22 protein-coding genes and 1 tRNA gene are annotated in these 25,181 nt (G+C 70.1%); 11 read left to right on the top strand and 12 right to left on the bottom strand.

What is annotated here, in order from left to right:
- Positions 1-34 precede the first annotated feature (34 nt).
- The 3 genes from CJ197_RS04730 to CJ197_RS04720 form a co-directional block, all read right to left on the bottom strand.
- Positions 35-118 (bottom strand) — tRNA-Leu (locus CJ197_RS04730).
- A gap of 120 nt (positions 119-238) precedes the next feature.
- Entirely contained in the window at positions 239-943 is a 705-nt protein-coding gene (locus CJ197_RS04725) for a S9 family peptidase (protein WP_102235604.1), read from the bottom strand.
- On the bottom strand, positions 940-2,430 hold the full coding sequence (locus CJ197_RS04720; RefSeq protein ID WP_102235603.1) for a glycoside hydrolase family 3 N-terminal domain-containing protein: 1,491 nt from the start codon (positions 2,428-2,430) through the stop codon (positions 940-942). The genes CJ197_RS04725 and CJ197_RS04720 overlap by 4 nt, the downstream gene beginning before the upstream one ends.
- A gap of 114 nt (positions 2,431-2,544) precedes the next feature.
- On the opposite strand from CJ197_RS04720, the gene CJ197_RS04715 reads away from it, so the two are divergent.
- The 9 genes from CJ197_RS04715 (at position 2,545) to CJ197_RS04675 (ending at position 12,894) form a co-directional block, all read left to right on the top strand.
- Entirely contained in the window at positions 2,545-3,699 is a 1,155-nt protein-coding gene (locus CJ197_RS04715) for an exo-beta-N-acetylmuramidase NamZ domain-containing protein (protein ID WP_158239376.1), read from the top strand.
- Complete coding sequence (locus CJ197_RS04710; RefSeq protein ID WP_102235602.1) at positions 3,696-4,394, top strand: PIG-L deacetylase family protein; 699 nt, start codon at positions 3,696-3,698, stop codon at positions 4,392-4,394. Before CJ197_RS04715 ends, CJ197_RS04710 begins: the two co-directional genes overlap by 4 nt.
- Positions 4,391-5,350, top strand: coding sequence for a GNAT family N-acetyltransferase (locus CJ197_RS04705; protein WP_102235601.1), 960 nt, complete (start codon positions 4,391-4,393; stop codon positions 5,348-5,350). Before CJ197_RS04710 ends, CJ197_RS04705 begins: the two co-directional genes overlap by 4 nt.
- Positions 5,351-5,586: 236 nt before the next feature.
- Positions 5,587-7,266 carry an ABC transporter substrate-binding protein gene (locus CJ197_RS04700; RefSeq protein WP_102235600.1) on the top strand — a complete coding sequence of 560 codons (1,680 nt, stop codon included), beginning with the start codon at positions 5,587-5,589 and terminating at the stop codon, positions 7,264-7,266.
- Positions 7,267-7,384: 118 nt separating this feature from the next.
- Entirely contained in the window at positions 7,385-8,362 is a 978-nt protein-coding gene (locus CJ197_RS04695; protein ID WP_102235599.1) for an ABC transporter permease, read from the top strand.
- Between the two features lies 1 nt (position 8,363).
- Complete coding sequence (locus CJ197_RS04690) at positions 8,364-10,205, top strand: dipeptide/oligopeptide/nickel ABC transporter permease/ATP-binding protein (RefSeq protein ID WP_102235598.1); 1,842 nt, start codon at positions 8,364-8,366, stop codon at positions 10,203-10,205.
- Positions 10,202-11,068 (top strand): ABC transporter ATP-binding protein, encoded by an 867-nt coding sequence (locus CJ197_RS04685; RefSeq protein WP_102235597.1) that lies wholly within the window; start codon positions 10,202-10,204, stop codon positions 11,066-11,068. The genes CJ197_RS04690 and CJ197_RS04685 overlap by 4 nt, the downstream gene beginning before the upstream one ends.
- On the top strand, positions 11,068-12,042 hold the full coding sequence (gene murQ / locus CJ197_RS04680) for an N-acetylmuramic acid 6-phosphate etherase (RefSeq protein ID WP_102235772.1): 975 nt from the start codon (positions 11,068-11,070) through the stop codon (positions 12,040-12,042). The genes CJ197_RS04685 and murQ overlap by 1 nt, the downstream gene beginning before the upstream one ends.
- A 12-nt stretch (positions 12,043-12,054) precedes the next feature.
- Complete coding sequence (locus tag CJ197_RS04675) at positions 12,055-12,894, top strand: MurR/RpiR family transcriptional regulator (protein ID WP_102235596.1); 840 nt, start codon at positions 12,055-12,057, stop codon at positions 12,892-12,894.
- A 15-nt stretch (positions 12,895-12,909) separates the two neighbouring features.
- On the opposite strand, the gene CJ197_RS04670 is transcribed toward CJ197_RS04675, so the two are convergent.
- From CJ197_RS04670 to CJ197_RS04630, 9 genes are all read right to left on the bottom strand, one after another.
- A complete protein-coding gene (locus CJ197_RS04670) occupies positions 12,910-14,268 on the bottom strand; it encodes an amino acid permease (RefSeq protein ID WP_102235771.1) in 1,359 nt (452 codons plus the stop codon).
- A 153-nt stretch (positions 14,269-14,421) separates the two neighbouring features.
- Complete coding sequence (locus CJ197_RS04665; protein WP_102235595.1) at positions 14,422-14,706, bottom strand: hypothetical protein; 285 nt, start codon at positions 14,704-14,706, stop codon at positions 14,422-14,424.
- 134 nt (positions 14,707-14,840) lie between these two features.
- Positions 14,841-15,311 carry a 50S ribosomal protein L9 gene (gene rplI, locus CJ197_RS04660; protein ID WP_102235594.1) on the bottom strand — a complete coding sequence of 157 codons (471 nt, stop codon included), beginning with the start codon at positions 15,309-15,311 and terminating at the stop codon, positions 14,841-14,843.
- 17 nt (positions 15,312-15,328) lie between these two features.
- A complete protein-coding gene (rpsR, locus tag CJ197_RS04655) occupies positions 15,329-15,565 on the bottom strand; it encodes a 30S ribosomal protein S18 (protein WP_015777137.1) in 237 nt (78 codons plus the stop codon).
- A 63-nt stretch (positions 15,566-15,628) separates the two neighbouring features.
- Entirely contained in the window at positions 15,629-16,186 is a 558-nt protein-coding gene (locus tag CJ197_RS04650) for a single-stranded DNA-binding protein (protein ID WP_102235593.1), read from the bottom strand.
- Between the two features lie 42 nt (positions 16,187-16,228).
- Positions 16,229-16,519, bottom strand: a complete 291-nt coding sequence (rpsF, locus tag CJ197_RS04645; RefSeq protein ID WP_102235592.1) for a 30S ribosomal protein S6 — start codon at positions 16,517-16,519, stop codon at positions 16,229-16,231.
- Positions 16,520-16,775: 256 nt separating this feature from the next.
- Positions 16,776-16,988 carry a hypothetical protein gene (locus CJ197_RS04640; RefSeq protein WP_102235591.1) on the bottom strand — a complete coding sequence of 71 codons (213 nt, stop codon included), beginning with the start codon at positions 16,986-16,988 and terminating at the stop codon, positions 16,776-16,778.
- Between the two features lie 14 nt (positions 16,989-17,002).
- Positions 17,003-19,468 carry a transglycosylase domain-containing protein gene (locus CJ197_RS04635; protein ID WP_102235590.1) on the bottom strand — a complete coding sequence of 822 codons (2,466 nt, stop codon included), beginning with the start codon at positions 19,466-19,468 and terminating at the stop codon, positions 17,003-17,005.
- A gap of 205 nt (positions 19,469-19,673) precedes the next feature.
- Positions 19,674-21,128 (bottom strand): CCA tRNA nucleotidyltransferase, encoded by a 1,455-nt coding sequence (locus CJ197_RS04630; protein ID WP_158239375.1) that lies wholly within the window; start codon positions 21,126-21,128, stop codon positions 19,674-19,676.
- Between the two features lie 118 nt (positions 21,129-21,246).
- Between CJ197_RS04630 and CJ197_RS04625 the strand changes: the two genes are divergently transcribed.
- Together CJ197_RS04625 and murJ are read left to right on the top strand one after the other, a co-directional pair.
- Positions 21,247-23,445 carry a DUF6049 family protein gene (locus tag CJ197_RS04625; RefSeq protein ID WP_146007702.1) on the top strand — a complete coding sequence of 733 codons (2,199 nt, stop codon included), beginning with the start codon at positions 21,247-21,249 and terminating at the stop codon, positions 23,443-23,445.
- Complete coding sequence (gene murJ, locus CJ197_RS04620; RefSeq protein ID WP_102235588.1) at positions 23,442-25,163, top strand: murein biosynthesis integral membrane protein MurJ; 1,722 nt, start codon at positions 23,442-23,444, stop codon at positions 25,161-25,163. The genes CJ197_RS04625 and murJ overlap by 4 nt, the downstream gene beginning before the upstream one ends.
- Positions 25,164-25,181: the final 18 nt, after the last annotated feature.

Below are 25,181 nucleotides of genomic sequence, written 5' to 3'. Positions count from 1 at the left end.
TGCGACCGTGCTGGTCACAGGGGATTTCACCGGGTGCGCAAGGGGGGACTTGAACCCCCACGCCCGCGAAGGCACACGGACCTGAACCGTGCGCGTCTACCAATTCCGCCACTTGCGCGTATCTCCGGCACCGGGTCATAGGCGCCGAGGCCGAAGGTTCCCTCAGAGTACTCCGCGATGAGCACTGGCCCAAACCAGATCCGAGGACAGTAACGAACACCACGTCATCTGGGCCCCCTCACAGCCGCGCCCGGATCCACGCCACGATGAGCTCCGGGCTGAACGGCCCGTCCACGTGGCCCCAGGCTCCGAGCACCGTGGTCAGCAGCTCGGGTGTCGCCGCCCGCGCAGCCAGCACCTCGGTGTGCCGGGCAGGCTCCACCGAGAGATCCGCCCGGCCCGCGAGCTGCAGGATCGGGATCCCGGCCAGGCGCTGCGGGTCATCGCGCGCGGGGTCAGATCCGCTCTGCCGCTCCGCGAGGTCGTCCCAGGAGCTCGCACCGTATGCCTCCCACACCCCGTGCTCGGGCGTGAACGTGTGCGTATCCACCACGCCGTTGACGGTCACGACGCCCAGCAGATCCGGCAGCACCCGGTGCGCGGCGATGTTCAACGATGCGAGCCCGCCCATGGAGAACCCGAAGGCCACGACACGCCGCACCGGAGTGAGAGCTGCCGCCGCCGTATAGGCCTCGCGCGCACCCTCGAGGGCCTGTGCATTGCCCCAGGAAGCCTCCCCGCCCTGCCGATGCGTGGCCACATGCCAGCCCTGCGCGAGCCACAGCTCGAGGTCCTGACGGTGCCGCTCATGCTCGAGGAAGTCGTGGTCCGCACTGTGCCCATGCGAGGCGATGACGAGCACCCCGTCGGCCGAGGTCTCCGGCGGAAGGTAGAGGGTGCCGACGGTCGCACCGTCGGCGTCCCGGATAGGGCGGCGGTTCATGCTGCGCCCTCTTCGCGCGGCCCATCGAGGATCAGGGCGATCGCCGCCTCAGCGTTCGCCCGCCCGGCGCCGCTGGTGAGCACGAGCGCATCATGCGCGGGGGCGCTGTCGCGGGTGCCGGTGTGGATCACGACGGCATCGGGCCTCGCGGCGAGCACGGCGCGCAGCCGCTCCCCCTCCTCCGCATCGGTTACCGGCGCGCGGCACACCACCATCACCGCGGCACCCTCCGGCAGCTCGGCAAGATCCAGGTCAGGGCCGATGAGGGCCTGCTCGTCCCGGCTCTGCACAGCGAGCTCGAAGCTGCGGGTGAAGCGCCCGGCGGCCTGGTTGACGCGGCGCCGCACATCCAGCAGCACGGGCTGCCCGGTGCGCTGCACCGCACCGCGCGCGATCACCGCGGCGCGCGCGGCCCGCGCCCCGAGCTGCTCAAGCTCCGTGACGATCTCCTGGAGATCCTCGCGCGGCGCCTGCTCGCGGTGCGCGGCGGCCCGCTCTCGCAACCGCGCGATGCGGCGCTGCGGCTCCGCCAGCTGTTCCGGGCTGAGCCGGCCGGCATCGAGGGCCTGGACGATCCCCGCGACGGCGAGCTCGAACTGCGCCTCATCATCCCGGCCCATCGTGTGCCCCAGGCACAGCAGGTCCGCGCCCGCCTCGAGCGCCTGGATGCACACCTCCCCGAGACCCGCGGCGGACACCGCCCCCATGTCCAGAGCATCGGTGATGATCGCGAGGTCTTCCCCGCCCGGCAGCTCCCGCACGAGCGCAGTGACCGCAGGCTCAAGGGTCCCGGGCCGGGAGCCGAGCGCGGGGATCAGCAGATGCCCGGTCATCACAGAGTCCATGCCCGCTGCTGCGGCGGCAGCAAACGGCGGCAGGTCGCGCTCGCGCAGGGTGTCGACGGGGATATCCAGGGTGGGCAGGGACAGGTGGCTGTCCACGAGGGTGTCCCCGTGGCCGGGGAAGTGCTTGCCGCAGGTGAGCACCCCGCCCTCGGCGAGCCCCTGCACCATGGCGGCGCCGTGCCGGGAGACCACCTCGGCGCTGGGCCCGAAGGAGCGCACCCCGATGACGGGGTTGTGCGGCTCGGAGGCCACATCGAGCACGGGGGCGAGGTCCATGTCGATGCCGACGGCCCGCTGCAGGCGCCCCAGCATCCGGCCGCTCTCACGCGTGAGCTCCACATCATCGGCCGCGCCGAGCGCCGCGGCACCGGCCAGGGAGGAGCCGCCGGCGGCCTGCAGGCGCGAGACATCACCGCTCTCCTCATCGGCCATCACGAGGACGGGACCGGCCGCATGCAGCTCGGCGCTGAGCGCGCGGGTGGTCTCCAGGGACGGAGTGTTGGGGGCGAACAGCAGCACACCGGCCAGCCCGTCGGCGATCGCGGTGCGCAGCCAGGTGGGGACGGTGGTGCCGTTCATGCCGGGCACCAGGACGGACAGCGCGAGCGCGCGATGCTCGGCGCGGCGTCGGGGGTCGTTCATGCAGGGCTCCTCTCGACCTCAACCCACCCGGACGACAATCCTTTGCATCCACGATGGCGGGTATGTAAATTGTATCCACACGTTGTGATCCGCATCTCGATGAGGAGTCTGCCCGTGGTTGCCACCAAGGGGACCGGCCTGGATCGCCTGCTGGCTGATCCCGCCCTGATCCCGGACCGCCCCACCCTGCTGTGCGCGAACTACACCTCGGTGGCCGCCGATCTCACGCGCGGCCTCGACGGCCTGGTCGCCGCCGGGATCCCGCTGGTGGGCGTGCTGACCCCGGAGCACGGCTACTGGGGTGCCGCCCAGGCCGGGGACAGCGACGGCGATGGCCGCGATGAGCGCACCGGCGTGCCGCTGCTGGACACGTACCGCCTGGATCCCCCCGCGATCGCCGAGCTGATCCGCGGCTCCCAGGCCGAGCAGATCCTGCTGGACCTGCAGGACATCGGCACCCGCTTCTACACCTACATGTGGACGATGTACGACGTGCTGTGCGCCGCGCAGGACGTCGGCATCCCGCTGATCATCGCCGACCGCCCCAACCCCCTGGGCCCCACGGTCCAGGGCCCGGGCCTGGAGGAGAGCTGCTCGAGCTTCGTCGGCCGGGTGGACATCCCGCTGCGCCACGGCCTGACCATCGGGGAGCTCGGCACCTGGTTCGCCCGCCGCCGCGCATGCGCAGACCTCGTGAGCGTGCTCGAGGCCCGCCCCGGGGCCGACGATGATCCGCTCGCGCCAGAGCGCTGGGTGATGCCCTCGCCGAACATCCCCACCCCCACCACCGCGGTCCTGTACCCGGGGCTCGGCCTCATCGAGGGGACCTCGCTCTCGGAGGGCCGCGGCACCACGCGTCCTTTCGAGCTGATCGGCGCCCCCTGGACCGATGCCCGCCTGGCCGCCGCCCTGCGGGAACGCCAGCTGCCCGGGGTGGAGATCCGCGAGGCGATGCTGCGGCCGATGTTCTCCAAACACTCCGGGCTCACGCTGCACGGCGTGCAGATCCACGTCATCGATCCCGCGGCGCTGGATCCTCTCGCCGTGGGCTTCGCGGTGATCGATGCGGCGCATCGCCTGTACCCCGAGCAGCCCATCTGGCGCGAGCAGACCGATCTGGTGCCGCCCCGGCCCGAGGGGCATCCGCCCTTCATCGACCTGCTGTGGGGCTCGCCGGCCCTGCGCCACGGCATCGACGCCGGGAAGGACCTCGCCCAGGTCCTCGCCGACTCGCCGCCCGCTCCGTCCCCGCAGGAGGATCTGCGGTGAGGGCGCGCACGATCCTCGCCGTCGGCGGTCATATCGGGGACATGGACCTCGCGGCGGGACCGCTGCTGGCCCAGAACGTCCTGGACGGCGGGCGGTCCGTGCTCGTGGCCCTCACGGCCGGGGAGCGTGGCCATCCGCGCCTGGGGCAGCAGGAGTACCGGGCGCAGAAGATCGCAGAAGCGCAGGAATTCGCCCGCGGCATCGGCGCCGAGTTCCACCTGGTGGGAGAGGTGGCCGATGGGGAGCTGACCGACGTGGAGCAGGCGGCCCGCGAGCTCGTGCCGCTGCTGCGCGAGATCCGTCCGGAGCTGCTGATCGCGCATTGGCCGCGCAGCATCCACACCGATCACACCTGCGCCTCCCACGCCGCCCAGCGGGCTCGACTGCTGAGCGGCCTGCCGGGCTTCGCGCCAGAGCTCGGGGAGCGCCACGGCATCGCCGAGCTGCTGTTCACCGAGAACTGGGAGGATGCCGAGGGCTTCACCCCCACCTGCGCGGCAGAGATCTCCGAGGACGCGTTCCAGGCCTGGTCCGCGGCAATCTCCGGGCAGGCCTTCGCGCGCGGGGAGACCTACGGCTTCCGCTACATCGACTACTACACGGCGCAGATGACCCTGCGGGGCTGTCTCGCGGGCCTGCCGCGCGCCGTGGCCCTCGCCGCCGACCCCACCCCGATGCTGGAGACGCTGCCATGACCACCCCGAGGATCTCGTCCCGCCCACTGCGCCCCGGTGATCTGGAGGCGATGGCAGAGCTGCTGGGCCGCTGCCTGCCCACCGATCCCGTCTCGCCGCGTCTGCTGCGCGACCGCGTGCTGCTGGAGCCCAACCATCGGCCCGGCGGCCTCCAGCTGGCCGAGTCCGGGGATGGCACGCTTCTGGGGTTCCTCTACGCGACCTGCGCCGAGGGCGGCATTCCCGCTCAGCCGGAGCAGGGGTACCTCACGGTGGGGGCAGTGGATCCCGCTCTGCCCGATGCCGGGGACCTCGCCGGTCGCCTGGTGGATGGAGCGCTCGAGCATCTGCGGGAGCGGGGCGCCCGGCAGGTGACCATCGGCGGGTATCCGCAGGGGTACTTCTGGCCCGGGGTAGACCGCACCGCCTGGCCCCAGATGCATGAGCTGCTGCTCGCCCACGGCTTCACCGCGCAGGGCGAGTCCGTGGCGATGCGCATCAGCCTGGATGGCTGGCAGATCCCCGAGCAGGACCGGGAGCTGCGCGCGCAGCAGGAGGCCGCGGGATACCGCCTCAGCCTCGCAAGCGCCGACGATATGCCCGAGACGATCGCCTTCGCCGCGACGCGTCTGGCCCCGGACTGGGCGACGATCCTGCGCGCAGCCGCCCCCGAGCAGGACGACGGCCGCCACGTGCTGATCATCCGCGCGCCCGACGGTCACGTGGTGGGGGTGTCCACCTACGGCTCGTATCGGGATTCGATCGAGCGGTTCGGTCCCTACGGGGTGGATGAGGAGCAGCGCGGCCGAGGGCTCGGGCGCACCCTGCTCAACGCCACCCTGCGCGCCCAGCAGGCCGAGGGCGCGCACACCTCGTGGTTCCTCTGGACCGGGGAGCACTCCCCCGCCGGGATCCTCTACAGGAAAGTTGGTTTCGAGGTGTATCGGCGCTTCACCACCATGCGTCGCGCCCTGTGACCACGGCGCTGACCGGAACCGTCGGCCGGCACCGTCGGTACTGCAGGTCACGAAGCGGTCTCAGTAAGTGTTTTACGGCACTATCCGTCGCGTAAGAAAATTACTATCGAGTCCACGCTGTGATGGGTGACACCTCAGCACCCGGCCGTGCACCGCAGCACGGCGACGTCGGCGGACCACCGCAGTTCCCCACTTCCGTCCCCGCCCCGGGGACCAGCCCCTCGGAAAGGACCATCATGCTCATCTCACGACGACGTGCGATCGCCGCCGGAGCCGCCGGCGCAGTGACCACCGCGGGTCTCGCCGCCTGCAGCGGCGGATCCGGTGGCGGCGGGGGCGGCACCGGGGGCGGCGGCGACAACCGCCAGCTGCCGCCGCTGACGCTCTACCCCGTCGGCGCCAACACCTTCCAGCAGAACTTCAACCCCTTCAGCCCCACCTCGCTGAACGGCTCGCGCTCCTTCGTCTACGAGCCGCTCATGATCTCCACCCCGATCCAGCTGGGCAACCAGATGCCGTGGCTCGCGGAGTCCATGGAGTACAACGAGGACGGCACCGTCATCACCTTCACCCTGCGCGAGGGTGTCACCTGGAGCGACGGCGAGGCCTTCGATGCCGATGACGTCGTGTTCAACTTCCTGATGATGCGCGACGAGCCCGCTACCAATACCACCGCCCGCCCCATCAAGGACGCTAAGGCCGTGGACGAGCTCACCGCCGAGGTCACCTTCGAGACCCCGCAGCTGGCCTACCGCGAGGCCATCGGCAATATCCAGATGCTGCCCGAGCACATCTGGAAGGACCTCGACCCCATCGAGGCGGTCATCGAGGAGCCCATCGGCACCGGCCCCTACGTGCTGGGCCAGTTCGGCGAGCAGCTGTACACCCTCACCAAGCGCGAGGACTACTGGAACGAGGAGGGCTTCCAGGTCCCCGAGCTGCAGTTCCCCGCCATCACCGGTGAGACCTTCGTCAACACCCTCGCCGCGGGCGATATCGACTGGGCTGGCGGCTTCGTCGCCAATGTCGAGGACATCTACCACAAGGCCGATCCCGAGAACCGCGGCACGTGGCTGCCCGGTGCCGGTGTCGTCTCTCTGATCCCCAACAGCGAGAACGAGCTGTGGGATGACGTGGAGCTCAAGAAGGGCCTGTCCCACGCGATCAACCGCCAGCAGATCTGCGAGGTCGCGATGCAGGACTACGTCAAGCCCGCGCATCCCACCGCGCTGCCCAAGCCCACCTTTGAGGACGCGATCTCCGCGGAGTACACGGATGCGGAGTTCACCTACGACCCCGAAGAGGCCAACCGCATCCTCGATGAGGCCGGCTACGAAAAGGGTTCCGACGGGATCCGCGTGGCCCCGAACGGTGACAAGCTCGACTTCACCGTCGAGCTGCCCTCGGACTGGGTGGACCTCATCGACGTCGCCACGCTCCTGGGCGAGCAGTTCGAGAAGGTGGGCGTCAAGCTCACCCCGCAGGGTGTGTCCCTCGAGTCGTACATCGAAAAGCGCGGCACCGGCCAGTTCGTGCTCAACCTGGGTGCCTTTGGCGCCGGGAACACCCCCTTCGACATGTACCGCTACATGATGAGCTCGGAGTACAAGGTGGACTCCGGCGCGGTCACCCAGAACTTCGGCCGGTACTACGACGAGGACGCCGACGCCGCCTTCGAGGCGTACTCGGTCGCCGCCGATGAGGACGCCCGCGCCGAGGCCATCGGCGACCTGCAGCAGATCATGGTCGAGCAGATGCCGAACATTCCGCTCTACCCGGCGCCGAACTGGTTCCACTACAACACCGAGAACTGGACCGGCTTCCCGAACGACGATGACCCCTACGCCCTGGGCGCACCGTTCCAGACCCCGGACCGGCTGCTGATCGTCCAGAAGCTCACCCCGAACGAGGGCTGATCACAGCCGACGGGTCGGGAGCCTCCCCGCGGGGCTCCCGACCCGTCGGCCCCCGTCCCCGCTGTCACCGCTTTCTTCGAAACGCCCCATCCCGACTCCCGCACCCGGAGGACCCGCAGTGAAGTATCTGTTGCGGAAGGTCCTGCTCTACACGTTCATCCTGTGGGCAGCGATCACCTTGAACTTCCTCATCCCGCGCCTCATGCCCGGTGACCCCGTCACCCTGCTCATGGAGCGGATGGAGGGACAGATCTCCCCCGACGCCGTCGCGGCTCTCACCGCCGCCTACGGCATCTCCGACGAACCGCTGCTGGTGCAGTACATCCAGTACATGGGGCAGATCCTCACCGGTGACTTCGGGCGCTCCATCACGTACTTCCCGGTGCCGGTCAGCGAGATCGCGCTGAGCGCCCTGCCGTGGACCCTGGGCCTGGTGGGCACCACCACTGTGCTGAGCTTCCTGCTGGGCACGGGCCTGGGCGTCATCCTCGCCTGGCGGCGCGGCCGGCTCTCGGACTACACCCTGCCGGCCCTGACCTTCCTCAACGCCGTGCCGTACTTCTGGATGGCGCTGCTGCTGGTGCTCGTGTTCTCCGTGAACCTGGGCTGGTTCCCGGTGGCGGGCGGTGCGGACCGCTTCCTGGTGCGCGGCTGGTACCCGGAGTACATCCTCTCGGTGCTCTACCACTCGCTGCTGCCGGCGATCACGATCATCCTCAGCTCCTTCGCCGGCAGCGTCATCGGCATGCGCAACATGACCGTGACCGTGCTGGGCGAGGACTACGTGACGATGGCCGAGGCGAAGGGCCTGCGCCCGCGCACGGTGCTGTTCACCTACGGGGCGCGCAACGCGATCCTGCCGTCCATCACCGGTTTCGCCATGTCGCTGGGCGCCGTGGTGAGCGGCTCGATGCTCACCGAGGTCATCTTCAACTACCCCGGGATCGGGTACATCCTGTTCCAGGCTGTGCAGGGCCAGGACTTCCCCCTTATGCAGGGCCTGTTCCTCATGATCTCCTTCACCGTGATCCTCGCGAACCTCCTCGCGGACGTGGTGTACGTGTTCCTGGATCCGCGCACTCGAGTGGAGGCCTGAGATGAGCCGTATCTCCCGTTTCATCCCCACCTCGGGCAAGGTCCGGGCCGGGCTCGTGATCGTCATCATCTTCGTGCTGATCGCGATCTTCGGGCCGATGATCACCCCCTACGGTCCGCGCGCCTCCGGTCCCGAGATCCTCTCCGGCCCATCCGCCAAGCACTGGTTCGGCACCACCCAGCTGGGTCAGGACGTCTTCTCCCAGTTCGTGCACGGCGCCCGGGTCTCCCTGCTGGTGGGCCTGTTCGCCGGGGTGTTCTCGCAGATCATCTCCGTGGTGGTCGGCCTGATCGGCGGCTACCTGCGCGGCATCGTGGATGACATCCTGTACATCCTCACCTCGGTGTTCCTGGTGATCCCGGGGCTGCCGCTGCTGGTGGTGCTCACCGGCTGGCTGCCCACCCAGGGCATGGTCTCCGTCGCGATCGTCATCACCATCACGTCGTGGGCGGGTGCGGCCCGTGTGCTGCGCGCTCAGACCCTCTCGCTGCGCAACCGCGACTTCGTCGAGGCGGCGCGTGCCACCGGCGAATCGCGGCTGCGGATCATCTTCGCGGAGATCCTGCCCAATGCCCTGCCCATCGCGGTCAGCGGCTTCATCTTCTCGGTGATCGGCGCGATCCTCGCCGAGGCCGGGCTGTCCTTCCTGGGCATCGGCTCGCTGACCACCACCAGCTGGGGCTCCATGCTGTACTTCGCGCAGAATGCGCAGGCACTGCGCATCGGCGCCTGGTGGTGGTTCATCCCGCCGGGCTTCGCGATCTCCGCGATCGGCGCCGGGCTGGCGCTGATCAACTTCGGCATCGACGAGTACGCCAACCCGCGCCTGCGCACCGAGCGCTCCCGGGCGAAGTCCGCCCGGCCCGGTCTGCTGGCCGCGGCGGGTGGCGGCAGCACCGAGGTCTCCAGCACCGCCGGCGGCGCCGAGGTCTCGGTGGAGACCGCCCCGGCCGGGGAGGCTCCCGTGGACGCCGAGGAGGTCGACCAGCACATCGCTCCGTCGATCCGCCCGGTGCAGGTGCCCGGCGAGCCGATCATCACGGTGGAGAACCTCGTGGTGGACTACCCCTCCGCGGAGGGCACCACTCGCGCGGTGGACGATGTGTCCATCACCCTGCATCGCGGGGAGCTGCTGGGCCTGGCCGGTGAGTCCGGCTCCGGCAAATCCACCCTCACCAACGCCATCACCCGCCTGCTGCGCAATCCCGCGAAGGTGGTCAGCGGCTCGGTGACCTACCACCGCGATGAGGAGTCCGGCGGCGGGGACGTGGACATGCTGGCCCTGGACCCCGAGTCGCTGCGGGCCATGCGCTGGACCGAGATTGCCATCGTGTTCCAGAGCGCCATGAACGCCCTGAACCCGGTGATCACCGTCGGCGCCCAGTTCGATGACGTGATCGCCAAGCATCGTCCCGATCTCAGCGCCTCCGAGCGCCGGGCGATCGCCCGGGACCGGCTGGTGAAGGTGGGGATCGACCCCGACCGCATCACCTCCTACCCGCATGAGCTCTCCGGCGGTATGAAGCAGCGGGTGGCGATCGCGATCGCCCTGGTGCTGGACCCGGACGTGATCATCATGGATGAGCCGACGACGGCCCTGGACCTGCTGGTGCAGCGCGAGGTGCTGGACCAGATCATGGCCCTGCGGGAGACCTTCGGCTTCGCAATCATCTTCACCACGCACGACCTGTCGCTGCTGCTGGAGATCTCCGATTCGATCGCCATCATGCAGCGCGGGAAGCTCGTGGAGTACGGGCCGGCGATGGACGTGTACACCGCCCCGGGCCACCCCTACACGCGGATGCTGCTGCAGTCGCTGTCCAACCTAGGAGCACAGCTGTGAACGTCCCGACCTCCGCGCCGGACACCACCCCGTCGGCCACTCCGATCCTGCGGGCGCAGAACATCGTCAAGGACTTCCGCGGTCCCCGGAAGGGCCTCGCCCGCACCACCTTCCGTGCCGTGGACGACGTCTCGGTGGATCTGCATCAGGGCCGGGTCACCGCCCTGGTGGGCCAATCCGGCTCCGGCAAGTCCACCATGGGCCGCATGATCGCGCAGCTCATCCCGGTCACCTCCGGGCAGATCCTGCTGCACGGCAAGGACGTCACCGGCATGAAGGGCGCCCGGTTCCGGCAGTACACGAAGACCGTGCAGATGACCCTGCAGGACCCCTTCTCCTCCCTGAACCCGGTGCATCGGATCTCCTACACGCTGGGCCGGGCCCTGACCATCCACGGCAAGGCCAAGGGCGCCGATGAGGTGGAGGAGAAGTCCCTCGACCTGCTGCGCAAGGTGAACCTCGATCCGCCGGAACGGTATCTGCACCGCTACCCGCATGAGCTTTCCGGCGGCGAGCGCCAGCGCATCTCCTTCGCCCGTGCTCTGGCGGCGGAGCCGGAGGTGCTGGTGGCCGATGAGCCGGTGTCGATGCTCGATGTGACGATCCGCAAGGAGATCCTGGACCTCATGGACGGCCTGCGCCGCACCGAGGACCTCGCGATCCTGTACATCACGCACGATCTGGGCTCGGCCCGCACTTACTCCGACGACACCCTGGTGATGCACCGCGGTGTGGTGGTCGAGCGTGGCACGAGCGCCGCGGTGATCGATGATCCGCAGCATGAGTACACGCAGCGCCTGCTGGCCGCCGCCCCGAACCCGCGGCGCCGCCGGGAGGGTGCGGCCGGCGGGAGGCACGCGTGATGGTGGCACGGATCGACGTCGACGGCGGCCCGGGTCGTACGGGGGCACCCGACGGGGCGCGTCAGACGGCGCGTGAGGATGAACGGCTCGCGGAGCTGTCCACCGAGAGCCAGGATGAGCGGCTCGCAGACCTGGACCGCCGCTCCACCATCGGCGTGCTGGAGGCCCTGAACGACGCCGAGGCGGAGGTTCCCGCCGCGGTGCGCCGCGCGCTGCCGCAGCTCACTGCCCTGGTGGATGCGACGGCGGAGCGGCTGCAGGCCGGTGGGCGCCTGCTGTACGTGGGCGCCGGCACCTCGGGCCGGCTGGGCGTGATCGACGCCGCCGAATGTCCGCCCACCTTCCATACCGACCCCGAGCTGGTGCAGGGCCTCATGGCCGGCGGCCAGGGGGCGATGTTCGTAGCCGTCGAGGGGGCGGAGGATGACCCTGAGCTCGGCGCGGCCGATCTCGCCGCGGTGGCGGTGGGCCCGCGGGATGTCGTCGTCGGGATCACCGCGAGCGGGCGCACCCCGTATGTGCGCGGCGCGGTGCGGGCGGCCCGGGAGGCCGGGGCGCTGACCGCCGCCGTGGTGTGCAATGCCGACAGCGTGCTAGCCACCGAAGTGGATATTGCGATCGAGGCCGTGGTCGGTCCGGAGGTGCTCACCGGGTCGACCCGTCTGAAAGCCGGTTCGGCGACCAAGCAGGTGCTGAACATGCTGTCCACCGCGGTGATGGTGCGCCTGGGCCGAGTGCATGGCAATCTCATGGTGGACGTGTCGGTGACCAATGAGAAGCTGCGGGCGCGCGCGGAACGTCTGGTCGCGACGATCACGGGAGCCGATGCGTCCGCTGCCGCTGCGGCCCTGCGCGCCGCGGATGACCGGGTCAAGACGGCCGTGGTGATGCTCGAGCGCGACACTGATCGGGCCGGGGCGGAGAAGCTGCTGGAGGCGGCCGGTGGTCGCCTGGGCGAGGTCATCGACGGCTGAGAGGAGGCCGGGATGAACATCCTGACCCGCATCAACGGGCTGCTGCCGGAGCTGCGGCCGGCTGAGCGACGGGTCGCCGATGCGATCTTGGCCGACCCCGGGGCGGTGGCCCGCGACACGATCACGGCGCTGGCCGATCGCTGCTCCACATCGGCGCCGACGGTGGTGCGCTTCTCCCGCCGCCTGGGCTTCTCCGGCTACCCGCAGCTGCGGCTGCAGCTGGCCAAGGACGTCGGGATGATGGAGGCGCAGCAGGAGGAGGAGATCCCGGAGGATCCCGAGCAGCCGCTGCTGGGCGTGGTGGCCCGCATCCGCAGCGCGAACGTGCAGGCGGTGCAGGAGACCGCGGGGACGCTCGACCTGGCGGCGCTGCAGCGGGCGGCTGCGGCGGTGGTGGAGGCGCGGCGGATCACGCTACTGGGCATCGGTGGCAGTGGGGTGGCGAGCCTGGACCTGTACCAGAAGCTCACGCGCCTGGGGCTGCCGGCTGCGCGGGTGAGTGAGCGGCATGAGGCCCTGACCGTGCTGGCCCTCGAGCGGCCCTCGGATGTGGTCATCGCAATCTCGGATTCCGGGGGGACGGTGGATGTCATCGAGCCGGCGAAGCTCGCCGCCGAGCGCGGTGCGACGGTCATCGCGATCACCAACCATCCCGCCTCGATGCTCGCCGACCTGGCCGAGGTGGTGCTGGTGACGGCCTCGCGGGAGTCCGCGCTGCGGCCCAGCGCCATGGCCTCCCGCACCGCGCAGCTGATGGCGGTGGACTGCCTGTTCGCCGCGATCACCGCGATCGATCCGCAGGCTACCGACGAGGCGCTGGACGCGAGCTTCCGCGCGATCGCCCGCCTCTGACCGGCGGACGCGGCCTCAGCGCATCCCGTCGGCCTCGGCGAAGGCCGCCTCGATGTCCGCCGGGTCGATGCGGTGGCGCACCACCAGCACGTACAGCAGCGTCGCCACGGCGATCGCGGGGATCCCCACGGCGGCGGCGATCATCATGCTGGGGCGCACGAAGATGGTGCCGAAGATCGCCGCGAGACCCAGCAGCCCCACCCCGGCGGTGATAACCCCGCCGGGCATGCGGAACGTGGCCCCCTCGGTGCCGCGGCGGCGGTAGGCGATGAAGGTGATGAGGATCAGCGCCCACACCGTCAGCACCGAGAACACCACGAGGCTCATCATGTAGCCGAACACGCCACCGACGCCGCTGAAGGCGAGGGTCGCGGCCAGCAGCAGACCCAGCGAGCTGATGGCGATGCCCACCAGCGGCACCCCGCGCAGGGTGGTCAGGGCCATCGGCTGCGGCGCGAGGCCATCGGAGGCCAGGGAGTGCATGATGCGGCTGCCGGCATAGAGGTTCGCGTTCGCGGCGCTCAGGGCGGCGATGAGCACCACGGCATTGGTCAAGTGCGCCGCGCCGGGCACCCCCAGCTGGTCGAACACCATGACGAAGGGGCTCGTGGCGAGGTCCTCGCCGGTGGTCGCGGCGGTCCGCCAGGGCACCAGGCACAGCACGATCGTGATGCAGGCGACGTAGAAGATGGCCAGGCGCACCACGGTGGTGCGGGCGGCGGTGCGGATGGAGCGGGCCGGGTCCTTCGCCTCCGCGGCGGTGATGGACAGCAGTTCGATGCCGCCGAAGGAGAACATCACCACCGACAGCGCGACCCACACGGCGGACCATCCCATCGGGGCGAAGCCCCCGTCGGCCGTGAGGTGGGTGAACCCGGCGGCGGGGGTGCCGGGCAGTCCGGTGAGCACCAGCAGCGCGCCCACCAGGATGAACACGACCACGGCGATGACCTTCACCGAGGACAGCACGAACTCGACGATCCCGAAGGAGCCGACGGAGGACAGGTTGATCCCGATGATCACCGCGGCGAACAGCAGGATCCCGGCCCACAGCGGGACTCCGGGCACCCAGTAGCCCAGGTACGCCGCGCAGGCGACGACCTCCGCGCCGGTCACGCACACGGTGACGATCCAGTACAGCCAGCGCGAGAGGTAGCCCCAGAACGGGGAGAGGTAGTGCGCGGCGAGGGTGCCGAAGCCGCCGCGGACGGGGTGCCGGGACGCCATCTCCCCCATGGCCAGGGCGATCGTCGCGGCGATGAGGGAGCCGATCGCGAAGGACACGATGACGGCCGGGCCGGCGATGCCGATCGCTTCCCCGGAGCCGAGGAACAGCCCGGTGCCCAGCGCCGAGCCCATGGCGATCATCGCCATCTGGCCGTGGCCCAGGGACCGGGCCAGGCCGAATCGGCCGGCGGTGGCGGGGGTCGAGGAGGTGGGAGCGGGGGTGTTCACCCGCTCGAGGATACGAGGTCGCGGCGCGGCGGGGGTGCCGGCGCGTTCGCGTGCAGGCCGCAGCCCCTCGCGTCAGATCTGATCGCGGTACGCGTCGATCGCGTTCTTGGCGTCCTTGAGGCCCGCGCCGGTGTGCTCGCGGTAGACCTTGATGGCCTCGATGTACTTGCCGTCCGCGACGAGACGCTTGCACTCGGACGCTATGCGGCCGGCACGGTCCTCGCGGAGCCGTGCGAGCTCGATCCGATCGAGGCCGGCGCGCCCACCGAGCTCGAGGACGAGGGACTCGAGGTCCCGCACCTGGGCCTGGAGCGCCCTGATCTGCTTCTGGTCCTGCTCACTGCGTCGTCCGAACATGGTCTGAGCCTATCGGAAGGCCCCGCGCACCATACCCGCCCTCCCGGCGCTCGAGCACCGCTGACGGCACGACGGACGACGCGGGAGCACCCACCCGGAGGTGGATGCTCCCGCATCGTCACGTGGAAGGCGGATCAGGCCTTCGCGGCGCCCTTGGCGGCCACGACCTGGACCACGAGGTTCGCGAAGATGTCCTCGTGCAGGCGCACGGTCGCCTTGTGCTCGCCCAGCGAGCGGATCGGGCTGGCGAACTCCACGGTGCGACGGTCGATGTCCTTGTCGAACATCTCCTTCACACCCTCGGCGACCTCCTTGGAGGAGACCGCACCAAACAGACGGCCGTTCTGACCGGCGCGCTCAGCGATGACGAGGGGCTTGGACTCCAGGGTCACCTTGAGCGCCTGAGCCTCCTCGAGGCTCGCGATCGCACGCTTGCCGCGGGCGGCGCGCATCTGGTCCAGCTGGCGCTGGCCGCCCTTGGTCCACGGGGTGGCGAGACCGCGGGGCAGCAGGAAGTTGCGCGCGTAGCCGTCCTTGACGTCGACGACATCACCGGCGGTGCCAAGGCCGGTGACCTCGTGGGTGAGGATGAGCTTGGTGGTCATGTGCTTCCCTTCCTCGCTCAGCGACCGGAGGTCGAGTACGGCAGCAGGGCGATCTCGCGGGCGTTCTTCACGGCCTTCGCGATCTTGCGCTGCTCCTGGACGGTGACGCCGGTGACCCGACGGGCGCGGATCTTGCCGCGGTCGGAGATGAACTTGCGCAGCAGCGCGGCGTCCTTGTAGTCGACGGTCTCCAGACCGGCGGCCTTCAGCGGGTTCTGCTTCTTCTTCGGCTTGCGAAGAACAGGCTTGGCCATCGTGGTGCTCCTTCTTTCTACGGGGAGCCCGGGCATGCACCCGGGATGGAATGGAATGGGGGATCAGAAGGGCGGGTCGTCGTATCCGCCCTGGTTGCCGCCGCCGGCCCACGGGTCGGCGTCGGGCTGGCCCTGCGGGCCGCTGTTCTGGTAGCCGCCGGCGCCACCGCCGTAGCCTCCCTGGCCACCGCCGGCGTTCCCGCCGCCGTAACCGCCCTGGCCGCCGCCGAAGCCGCCGCGACCGCCGCCACCGCCACGCTGCACCTTATTGGGCTTCGCGGTGGCGTAGCGCAGGGACGGGCCGATCTCATCGACGTCCAGTTCGATGGTGGTGCGGTTGTTGCCGTCACGGTCGGTGAACGAGCGCTGCTTGAGGCGGCCCTGCGCGACGACGCGGGACCCCTTCTCAAGCGACTCGGCCACGTTCTCCGCGGCATCGCGCCAGATGGAGCAGCGCAGGAACAGCGCCTCGCCGTCCTTCCACTCACCGGACTGGCGGTCGAAGGTGCGCGGGGTGGACGCGATGGTGAAGGACGCGACCGCAATGCCGGACTGCGTGAAGCGCAGCTCGGGGTCAGCGGTCAGGTTGCCGATCACGGTGATCACGGTGTCGTTCGCCATGAATGCTCCTCAGAAGGTGGGGGTGTCAGCAGCGGCCTGACGTCACTTGTCGTCCAGGCGCATCAGCTTGGTGCGCATCACGGACTCGTTCAGACCCAGCTGACGGTCGAGCTCCTGGGCGGTGCTCGACTTCGCGGTGAACTGCAGGACGATGTAGAGGCCCTCGGACTTCTTGTCGATCTCGTAGGCGAACTTCCGCTTGCCCCACACGTCGACCTCGTCGATGGTGCCGCCCTCGTTCGGGATCACCTGGACGAGCTTCTCGAAGGTCCCTGCGACGGTCCGCTCATCGACGGACGGGTCGAGGATGACGACCATTTCGTACTTGCGCATGTTCTGGTACCCACCTCCTGTGGTCTTTCGCGGCCACGGTCTCTCCGTGGCAGGAGGGTTCATGCCATCCGCTTCGCGGCGTCGGCGACGTGCGGAACGGACCGGCTCAGCCTACCGGGCCGGTGGGACATCGGCCACGGCGGGCGGGCGGGATCACACGGCAGCGCGCGTGGGCCGCCGGGCGCGGGGACGAAACGGGCGCCGACGCGACAGCGCAGGGTCACGTCGGCTTCGACGGGGAGCTCTGACCGGGAGCTCAGCGGCGTCGGCCGCGTCCGCTCATCGCCTGCTTGACCCGGGCGTACCAGCCGCCGGTGGCGATACCGCCGCGCACCCCGCCGCCGGCCACCACACCGGCGGTGCGGCCCTGCAGCTGCGTATGGCAGCGCTCGCACAGGTAGCGCCCCGTGATCGAGGTGTGGATGCGGCCGCGGATGCGACCCTTGCACTGCTCACACATGGTGGCCATCGTGCTGTGTCCTCTCAGCCAATGCCGGCAGCCTGTTCCTCGGCCGTCGGCTTCTCCGTGGGCTTACCCCGCCCGCCACCGCCGCGGCCGGGGTTATCGCCATTGCCCGGCGGATCGGAGGGCTGCTCCTCCGTGGGCTCCGGTTCGGGCTCCTCCGTGGGCTCCGGCTCGTCGGTGGGCTCTGGCTCCTCCGTGGGCTCCTCCTCGGTGGGCTCCTCCTCGGTGGGCTCCTCCTCGGTCGGCTCCTCCTCGGTGGGCTCCTCCGTCGGCTCCTCGCTCGGTTCCTCCTCCTCGGGAGGCGGAGCCTGGGTCGGCTGGGGCTGCGGGGAGGGCTGGCTGCGGCTGCGGATTTCGTTGTCCAGCGGGACCGCGGGCGCAAAGTCGATGAACTCCTGGCCCTCGAGCGAGCGCGACATGATCTGGCCCCAGACGCTGGTGGGCCAGGTGGAGCCGGTGATGTACTGCTCGCCGCCGAAGGGGGCCAGCGACTGCTCCGAGCCGTCCTCGCCGGGCTGGAACATGGCCACGGCGGTCACCAGCTGCGGGGTGAAGCCGACGAACCAGGCCGAGCGCATCTTCTCGGAGGTGCCGGTCTTGCCGGCCACCGGACGCCCGCCCATGATCCCCTCGAGCTTGCGGGCCGAGCCGACGGTCGGCGGCCCCTGCAGGGCCACAGTCGCATTCGTCGCCACGTCCTGGTCCATCGCGCGCTTCTCCTCCTTCTCGTGCTCGTAGCGGGAGGAGCCGTCGGGCCGGGTCACCGACTCGACGATGTAGCGCTCGCGGTGCACGCCTCCGGCGGCGAGGGTGGCGTAGACCTCCGCCATCTCCCCGACCGTCGGTGAGGCGGAGCCCAGCACATTGGCCGCGTCCTCGGTCAGGCCCGGGGTGTCCTCGGGCAGACCCAGCTCGACGGCGACATCCCGCGTGCGCTGCGGGCCGATCTCGAGGTTCAGCTGCGCGTAAGCGGTGTTGATCGAGCTGGCGGTCGCACGCTCCAGGGTGACGGTGCCGTAGGAGGCGTTGGCGAAGTTGTTGACCTCCCAGCCGCCATCGAAGGTCTGCGGGGAGTTGCCCTGCCAGAGCGAGTCCAGCGGGTAGCCGTCCTGCAGCGCGGCGATCAGGGTGAAGGTCTTGAAGATCGATCCGGCCTGCATCCGCGACTGGGTGGCGTCGTTCTGGGCCTGCTTCACGTAGTCCGGACCGCCGTACATCGCCCGGATCGCCCCCGTCGCGGGATCTAGGGTCATGGTGCCGACGCGATTGTTCTTGGGGCGGTCATCGGGCAGGTCCTTGATGGCCTCGACGCTGTGCTTCTGCATCTCCTTGTCGATCGTGGAGATGATGGTGAAGCCGCCGGTGTCGATCTCCTCCTCGGTGAAGCCCTGCTCCAGCAGCTCCTTGCGGACCTCCACGAGCAGGTAGCCCTTGGTGCCGCCCAGCTCGTTCTCGCTGCTGGGCTTGGCCGTCTCGGGGAATTCGAGGGCATCGCCCTCGGCGGGGGTCATCTGCTCGAGGTTCACCTGGCGGGTGATCACGCGATCCCACAGGGAGACCGCCTTGTCCTGATCGTTGGCGGGGTCATAGGCCGACGGGGCCGGGATCACGGCCACCAGCAGTGCGGCTTCGGCGTCGGTGAGGTCCTTCGCGTCCTTGTTGAAGTAGGCCTGGGCGGCTTCCTGCACACCGTAGGCGCCGCGGCCGAAGTAGATCGTGTTCAGGTAGCGGGCGAGGATTTCTTCCTTGCTCAGCTCCTGGTCGATCTTCAGCGCCATCACCATCTCGCGCATCTTGCCCAGGTAGGAGGTGTTGGTGCCGGTGTGGTACCGCTCCACGTACTGCTGGGTGATCGTGGAGCCGCCCTGCCGGGCGCCGCCGGAGAGGTTGTTGATCAGGGCTCGCACGATGCCGCGCGGGGAGATCCCGCGGTTCTCGTAGAAGGTCGAGTCCTCGCTGGCCACGACCGCCTGCTTGATGTTCTCGGGGATCTCGTCGGCGGGGATCTCGGTGCGGTTGATCTCGCTGAAGCGCCCCATCTCCGTCTCGCCGTCGGCGTAGTAGACGCGGCTGGACTGGGCGAGGGCGAAGTCGCTCGGAGCGGGCACATCGGTGTCGTTGTACAGCCACACGGCGAAGCCCAGGCCCGCCAGGACCATGAGCGCGAGCGCCCCGGCGATCATCCGCAGGGAGGGGATCCAGCGCCAGGGGTTCTTCGCCCCGGCGCGCGGGTAGTTCAGGAAGTTCTTCTTCTGTCGGCGAGCCGCAGCGGAGCGTGTGCCCGCGGCGCGTTTGCCGGTGCTCTGGGCGCGGGTTCCGCGGGAGGCGCCGCCGGCCGAGGCGGCGCGCTTACCTGTACGGCTGCTGCCCTTGGGGCTCTGCGCGGCCCGTGGGCGGGAGGACTGTCCGGAGCGCTGTGCGGAGGCACGGCGCACGCCGGCGGCGCGTCGCGCGCTTCCGGACGAGCGGCGGGAATCGCTCATGTCAGCTGTGCTCCTACGGGTCGGTGAGAGGCGGGCACGGCGGTGCCCAGTCCCTCAGTATGCGCACGCTGTGCACACGGGCGGAATGCTAGGGCGGCGAAACACACAGGGTGTGCACGTTCCATGCGGCCCCGCTCACATCGGGCCACGCCGGGCCGAGGGCACCGCCGCCTGCCTGGTCCCGCCCAGATTTCGCGCAGTGTCCTCACTGCGCGGAGCGGGCCTCCCACCAGGCACGCAGCTCCTGCTCGGCGCGCTCTGCGCCCAGCGGCCCATGCTCCATCCGCAGCTCGAGCAGATGCTTGTAGGCCTCGCCCACTTCGCGGCCCGGGGGGATCCCCAGCAGCTCCATGATGGCGTTGCCATCCAGGTCGGGGCGGATCTTCCCGATCTCCTCCTGCTCGGCCAGGTGGCCGATCCGGGCTTCGAGCTCGTCGTAGGCGCGAGAGAGCATGCGGGCCTTGCGGCGGTTGCGCGTGGTGACGTCGGCGCGGGTGAGCCGGTGCAGGTGCTGCAGGAGGTCCCCGGCGTCGGTGACGTAGCGGCGCACCGCGGAGTCGGTCCAGGGGTTATCGGCGTAGCCATGGAAGCGCAGGTGCAGCTCCACCAGGCGCGCCACCCTCTTGGTGGTGTCCTTGTCGAAGGTCAGGGCCTTCATACGCTTGGCGGTCATCTTCGCGCCGACGGTCTCATGGAAGCGGAAGGTCACCACCCCACCGGGCTCGAAGCGCCGCGTAGCGGGCTTGCCGATGTCATGCATGAGCGCGGCCAGGCGCAGCACCAGGTCGGGGCGCTCGCAGGGCCCGCCGGAACCGGCCGGGGATTCGAGGTCGATCGCCTGGTCCAGCACCGTCAGGGAGTGCTCGTAGACGTCTTTGTGGTGGTGGTGCTCGTCGATCTCGAGCTGCAGGGCCGGCAGCTCGGGCAGCACGTGCGCGGCCAGCCCCAGCTCGGTCATGAGCTCGAGTCCGCCGCGGGGGTGGGCGCCCAGCATGAGGCGCACCAGCTCCTCGCGCACCCGTTCGGCGGAGACGATGGTGATCCGTTCGGCGAGCTCCTCGATCGCATCGGCCGTGGCGTCCTCGATGCGAAAGCCCAGCTGGGAGACGAAGCGCACCGCGCGCATCATGCGCAGCGGGTCGTCATCGAAGGACTGCCGGGGGTCCACGGGCGTGCGCAGAAGGGTGCGCGAGAGGTCCTCGAGGCCATGGAAGGGATCCACGAGCTGCAGGGAGGGCAGGCGCACCGCCATCGCGTTGACGGTGAAGTCGCGGCGGGACAGGTCCCCCTCGAGCGTGTCGCCGTACTGGACGGCGGGTTTGCGGGAGGAGGGATCGTAGCTCTCGGTGCGGTAGGTGGTGACCTCCACTTTCACGCCGTCGCGGGACGCGCCCAGGGTGCCGAACTCCCGGCCCATGTCCCAGATCGCGCCGCCGCGGTTCCACCGCCGCAGGATCGCCTCGGTGTCATCGGGACGCGCGGAGGTGGTGAAGTCCAGGTCGGCGCTGCTGCGCCCCAGCACTGCATCGCGCACGGGCCCGCCCACAAGCGCCAGCTCATGCCCAGCGGCCTCGAACTCCCGGCCCAGCGCATGGATCTCCTCCGGCAGGGCCTGGAACATGGAGGCCGCACGGGTGCGGGCGGTGGCCAGGTCGGTCATGCGGGGTCCTCGTTCAGGTCGGGGCCGATGGGGTGCTGCGGGGAGAGACTGCGGTGGGGAGGCGGAGGTCTCGTGTGGCCTCCGGCCTCCTACGGTAGCCGCCGCTTAGAGTGGCCCCATGCCGTCCCCTACGCCGTCCGTGCGCCCGATGCTCGCGGCGCTGCTGACGGCCCTGCTGCTCGTTCTGGCGGTGCCGACGGGCCTGCCGGTGAGCCTGGTCGGCACAGCTCAGGCGGCACCTCCCCGGCAGGAGCCGGGCGCCCCGGTGCACCTGGACCTGGTGGAGCTCTCTCCCACGTCACTCGCCCCCGATGGGGTGCTCGAGGCGCAGGTGGAGGTGACGAACACCTCCTCGAAGCCGCTCACCGACGTGGATCTTGAGCTGCGCACCCGCGCCCCGCGGGTGACGGATCGGGCGCTGCTGGCGCAGTGGCAGGAGGACACCCAGCCCGATGCGGTAGGGGCGCCGGTGGCCACCTCCGCGGCGCACACCATCCAGCCGGGCGAATCAGCGGTGCTGACGGTGCGCACGTCGGCGAAGGAACTGGGCTATTCCCCTGAACCGTACTTCTGGGGGACGCGCCGGGTGTCGCTCACGGTGGTCAGCGAGGACCGTCCGCTCGCGGCGCTGCGCAGCTTCGTGGTGTGGCGGCCCGCGGACGCCGAAGAGGAGATCACCCAGTCGGTGCTGCTGCCCGTGACCAGCGCCGATGATGTTCCCCTGGCGATCCGTCCCGAGGTGGACTGGTGGCTGGATCCCGCGCTGCTGGAGGCTCCCGCCCGGGCGATGGATCCGACGACCCCCAGCGATGGCGGCGGCGAGCAGGAGACCGCGGACCCCCTCGGCACCGTGACCTACGCCCCGGATCCCGCTGCCGTCACGGCCGCCGAAGAGCTCACCGCTGCAGCCCCGGGGCGCACCATTCTCGCCCGGCCCTACGCCCAGGCGGATCTCGTGTCGTTGCAGCAGGCGGGAACCGGCCCGCTCACCGCGGCGGTGCAGCAGGCTGATGCCCGAGTCCGGGACCAACTGGAGGCAGATCTGACGGGGCCGACGACCGGCCTGCCGGCCGCGAGCGCCACGGCGGATCTGATCGATGCCCAGATTCGTGCGGGCGCGAAGGCCCTCGTGCTGCCTTCGGCGGTGCTGCGGGCGGATCCGGCGAGCAACACGACCCCGAGCTCGATCGGCCAGTACACCTCCGAGGCCGGGTCCGTCCCAGTGATCGCCCCGGATCCCGAGCTGTCCACCGAGTTCACCCTACTGACCGCTGAGGCGGACACCGAGCAGATCCGCCAGCGGCTGCTGGCGGAGACGGCGACGATCGCCTCGGAGTACACCGATTCCCCGCGTCACCTGGTCATCGCCCCCAGCGCTGAGGCGGGCCTGGATACGCAGGCAGCCGAGCAGGTGCTCGAGGCGATGCAGGAGGCCCCCTGGATCCGCGCCGGGCGCACCGACGCCCTGCTGGAAGCAGCCCAGCAGGAGACCTGGACCACGAGCCCGCTGGGTGATGAGGAAAATCTGCTGGCTCTGGGCAATGTGGGCCCCATCGATGTTTCGGCCGCGTCTCCCGCCCCTGAGGGGCGCTGGCAGCACATCGATCAGCGATCTCATCCGAGCCCGCTGGATCCGCAGCGCCTGCAGACCCTGTCCCGGACCGAGGAAGAGCTGGTGTCGCTGGGCGAGGTGATGGAGGACGAGACCGCCCTGGAGGAGCCGCGGCGGAAGATCCTGGAGGGCCTGGCCCGCCGATGGCGCACCGATCCGCAGGGGCATGCCCAGCACATCGAGGACGTGACGGAGCAGGTTGCCGCGCTGCGCGGGGAGATCGCGGTCGTTCCGGCGTCCGGCTACAACGTCATCTCCGATACCGCCGGGGTACCGATCACGATCACAAACCGGCTGGACACGCCCATCACCGTGCGCCCGCTGGTGACCTCGGACAAACCGCTCGTGCGCATCGCCCCGTCGGATCCCGTGGTGGTGCCCGCCGGCGGTCAGGTGGATGTGATGGTGGAGGTCGACGCGATCGCCAACGGATCGGTCACCCTCACCACGGTGGTGGCCACGGCCGATGGGCGGCCGCTCAGCGAGCCCGTGAGCACGCCGCTGACCGTGAATCCCTCCTGGGAGAACTGGACCACGTTGCTGCTGGTCATCGCGATGGGGGTGCTCGTGGTGGTGGGGGTGCTGCGAGCCCGCCGCGTCGGGTCGACCACCCGGGCGCCGGGGGTGGCCGGACCCGAGGATCCCGAGGAACTGGCCCGCTCCGGCCGCTCCACCCCTGACACCCACTCGAAGGAGACTCGATGAGCCGGACGATCCGCGTGCAGCATGTGCCGCGCCACCGGCGACAGGGCACACCCTCCAGCCGCTTCACGCTGCTGCGGGCCAGCGCCCTGATGGCGGCCGGTTCGCTCGTCTCACGCCTGCTGGGCTTCGTGCGGACCTTCCTGTTCGGTGCGATCCTGGGCGGTTCGATGTCGGCGGCGGCCAATGCCTTCAGCGCCGCCAACACCCTGCCGAACACGATCTGGCTGCTGGTGGGCGGCGGCACCCTGAACGCCATCCTGGTGCCGGCGATCGTGCGGGCGGTGAAGCGGCCGGACCGCGGCAGCGACTACATCTCGCGCCTGATGACGCTCGTGGCGGCGGTGTCGCTGGGGCTGACGCTGGTGTGCCTGCTGGCGGTGCCGCTGCTGCTGACGCTCACCAGCGGCCTGCTGCCCCCGGTGACGTATGCGCTGGCCGTGCAGCTGGGCTACTGGATGATGCCGCAGATCTTCTTCTCGGCGCTGTATGTCATGTGCGGTCAGCTGCTGAACGCGCATGATTCCTTCGGCCCTTACCAGTGGGCTCCGGTGCTCAACAATCTGGTGGGCATCCTGGGGGCGGGCATGTTCCTGGCCGCCTGGGGGACGGTGGGCGATCCGACGCAGTGGACGCTACCGATGGTCCTGGCGATGGCGGCGATCAATGTGGGGGGATCGGCCGCGCAGGTGCTGTTCCTGTTCTGGTACGTCAAGAAGCTGGATCTGCGGCTGCGGCCGCGCTGGGGCTTCCGCGGGCTGGGCCTGGGGAAGCTGGGCCGGATCGGCCTGTGGGCCCTGGCCATGCTGGGCCTGGGGCAGCTGGGGGTCTGGGCGTCCCGCTGGGCGACGGGAGGGGCGGTGGCCGCTGCCGAGCGTCTGCAGGATTCCCCGGAGCAGGCAGCGAACTATCCGGCGCTGCTGACGATGGAATGGGCGTTCATGGCGTTCATGATTCCGCAGGGGATCATCGCCGTGGCCGTGGTGACCGCCGCGTTCCCGGCGATCTCCCGCAGCGCGGCGGAGGCCGACCACAGCGCCGCTCTGGCTCGCTACCGCGAGACGAATCGTCTGCTGGCGGTGCCGATGATGCTGTCCACAGCCGTGTTCGTCGCGCTGGCCGCGCCGATCATGTGGGTGATCGGCGGTGGCACCGGGGAGATCGCGGCCCGCGCCAACGGGACCGTGTTGGTGGCGTACATGCTGGGGCTCGTACCGTTCGCGGGGCTGTACCTGGTCAAGCGGGTGTTCTACGCCTACGAGGATGCGCGCACGCCGTTCCTGTGCCAGGTGCCGATCACCGCGATCACGCTGCTCTCGGTTCCACTGATCCTGACCCTGGTGGATCCCCGGCATGCCGCGATGGCCGCGGCGGGCGCCACCACGCTCGGGAACATCGCCGCCTGGGTCATGGGCCTGTGGCTGCTGCGGCGTCTGGCCGCCCGGCATGGCGCCGGCACCTCCGGGACGGCGCAGAGTGCGCTGGTGTTCGTGAAGCTGGGTGGCGCCGCAGTCCTGGCCTGGGCCGTCGGGGCCGTTCTGGTGCGACTGCTGGAGGGGCCGATGTGGCAGCACCGCATCCTCGCCGTCGTGCTGGGAGCAATGGTGGCCGTGGTGATGACGGCGGTGTTCACCCTCGTGGCGTGGATGCTGCGAGTGCCGGATGCGCGGCGCCTGGTGAACATGGTGGGCCGACGGGGCAGGGCGCTTCTGCGCCGCTGATCCACGGCGACCTCGTAG

The organism is Brachybacterium sp. UMB0905 (assembly GCF_002871795.1).
In the GTDB taxonomy this organism is placed as follows: domain Bacteria; phylum Actinomycetota; class Actinomycetes; order Actinomycetales; family Dermabacteraceae; genus Brachybacterium.
The sequence above is the reverse complement of the archived record's forward strand: the minus strand, read 5'-3'. Positions and strand labels throughout refer to the sequence as shown.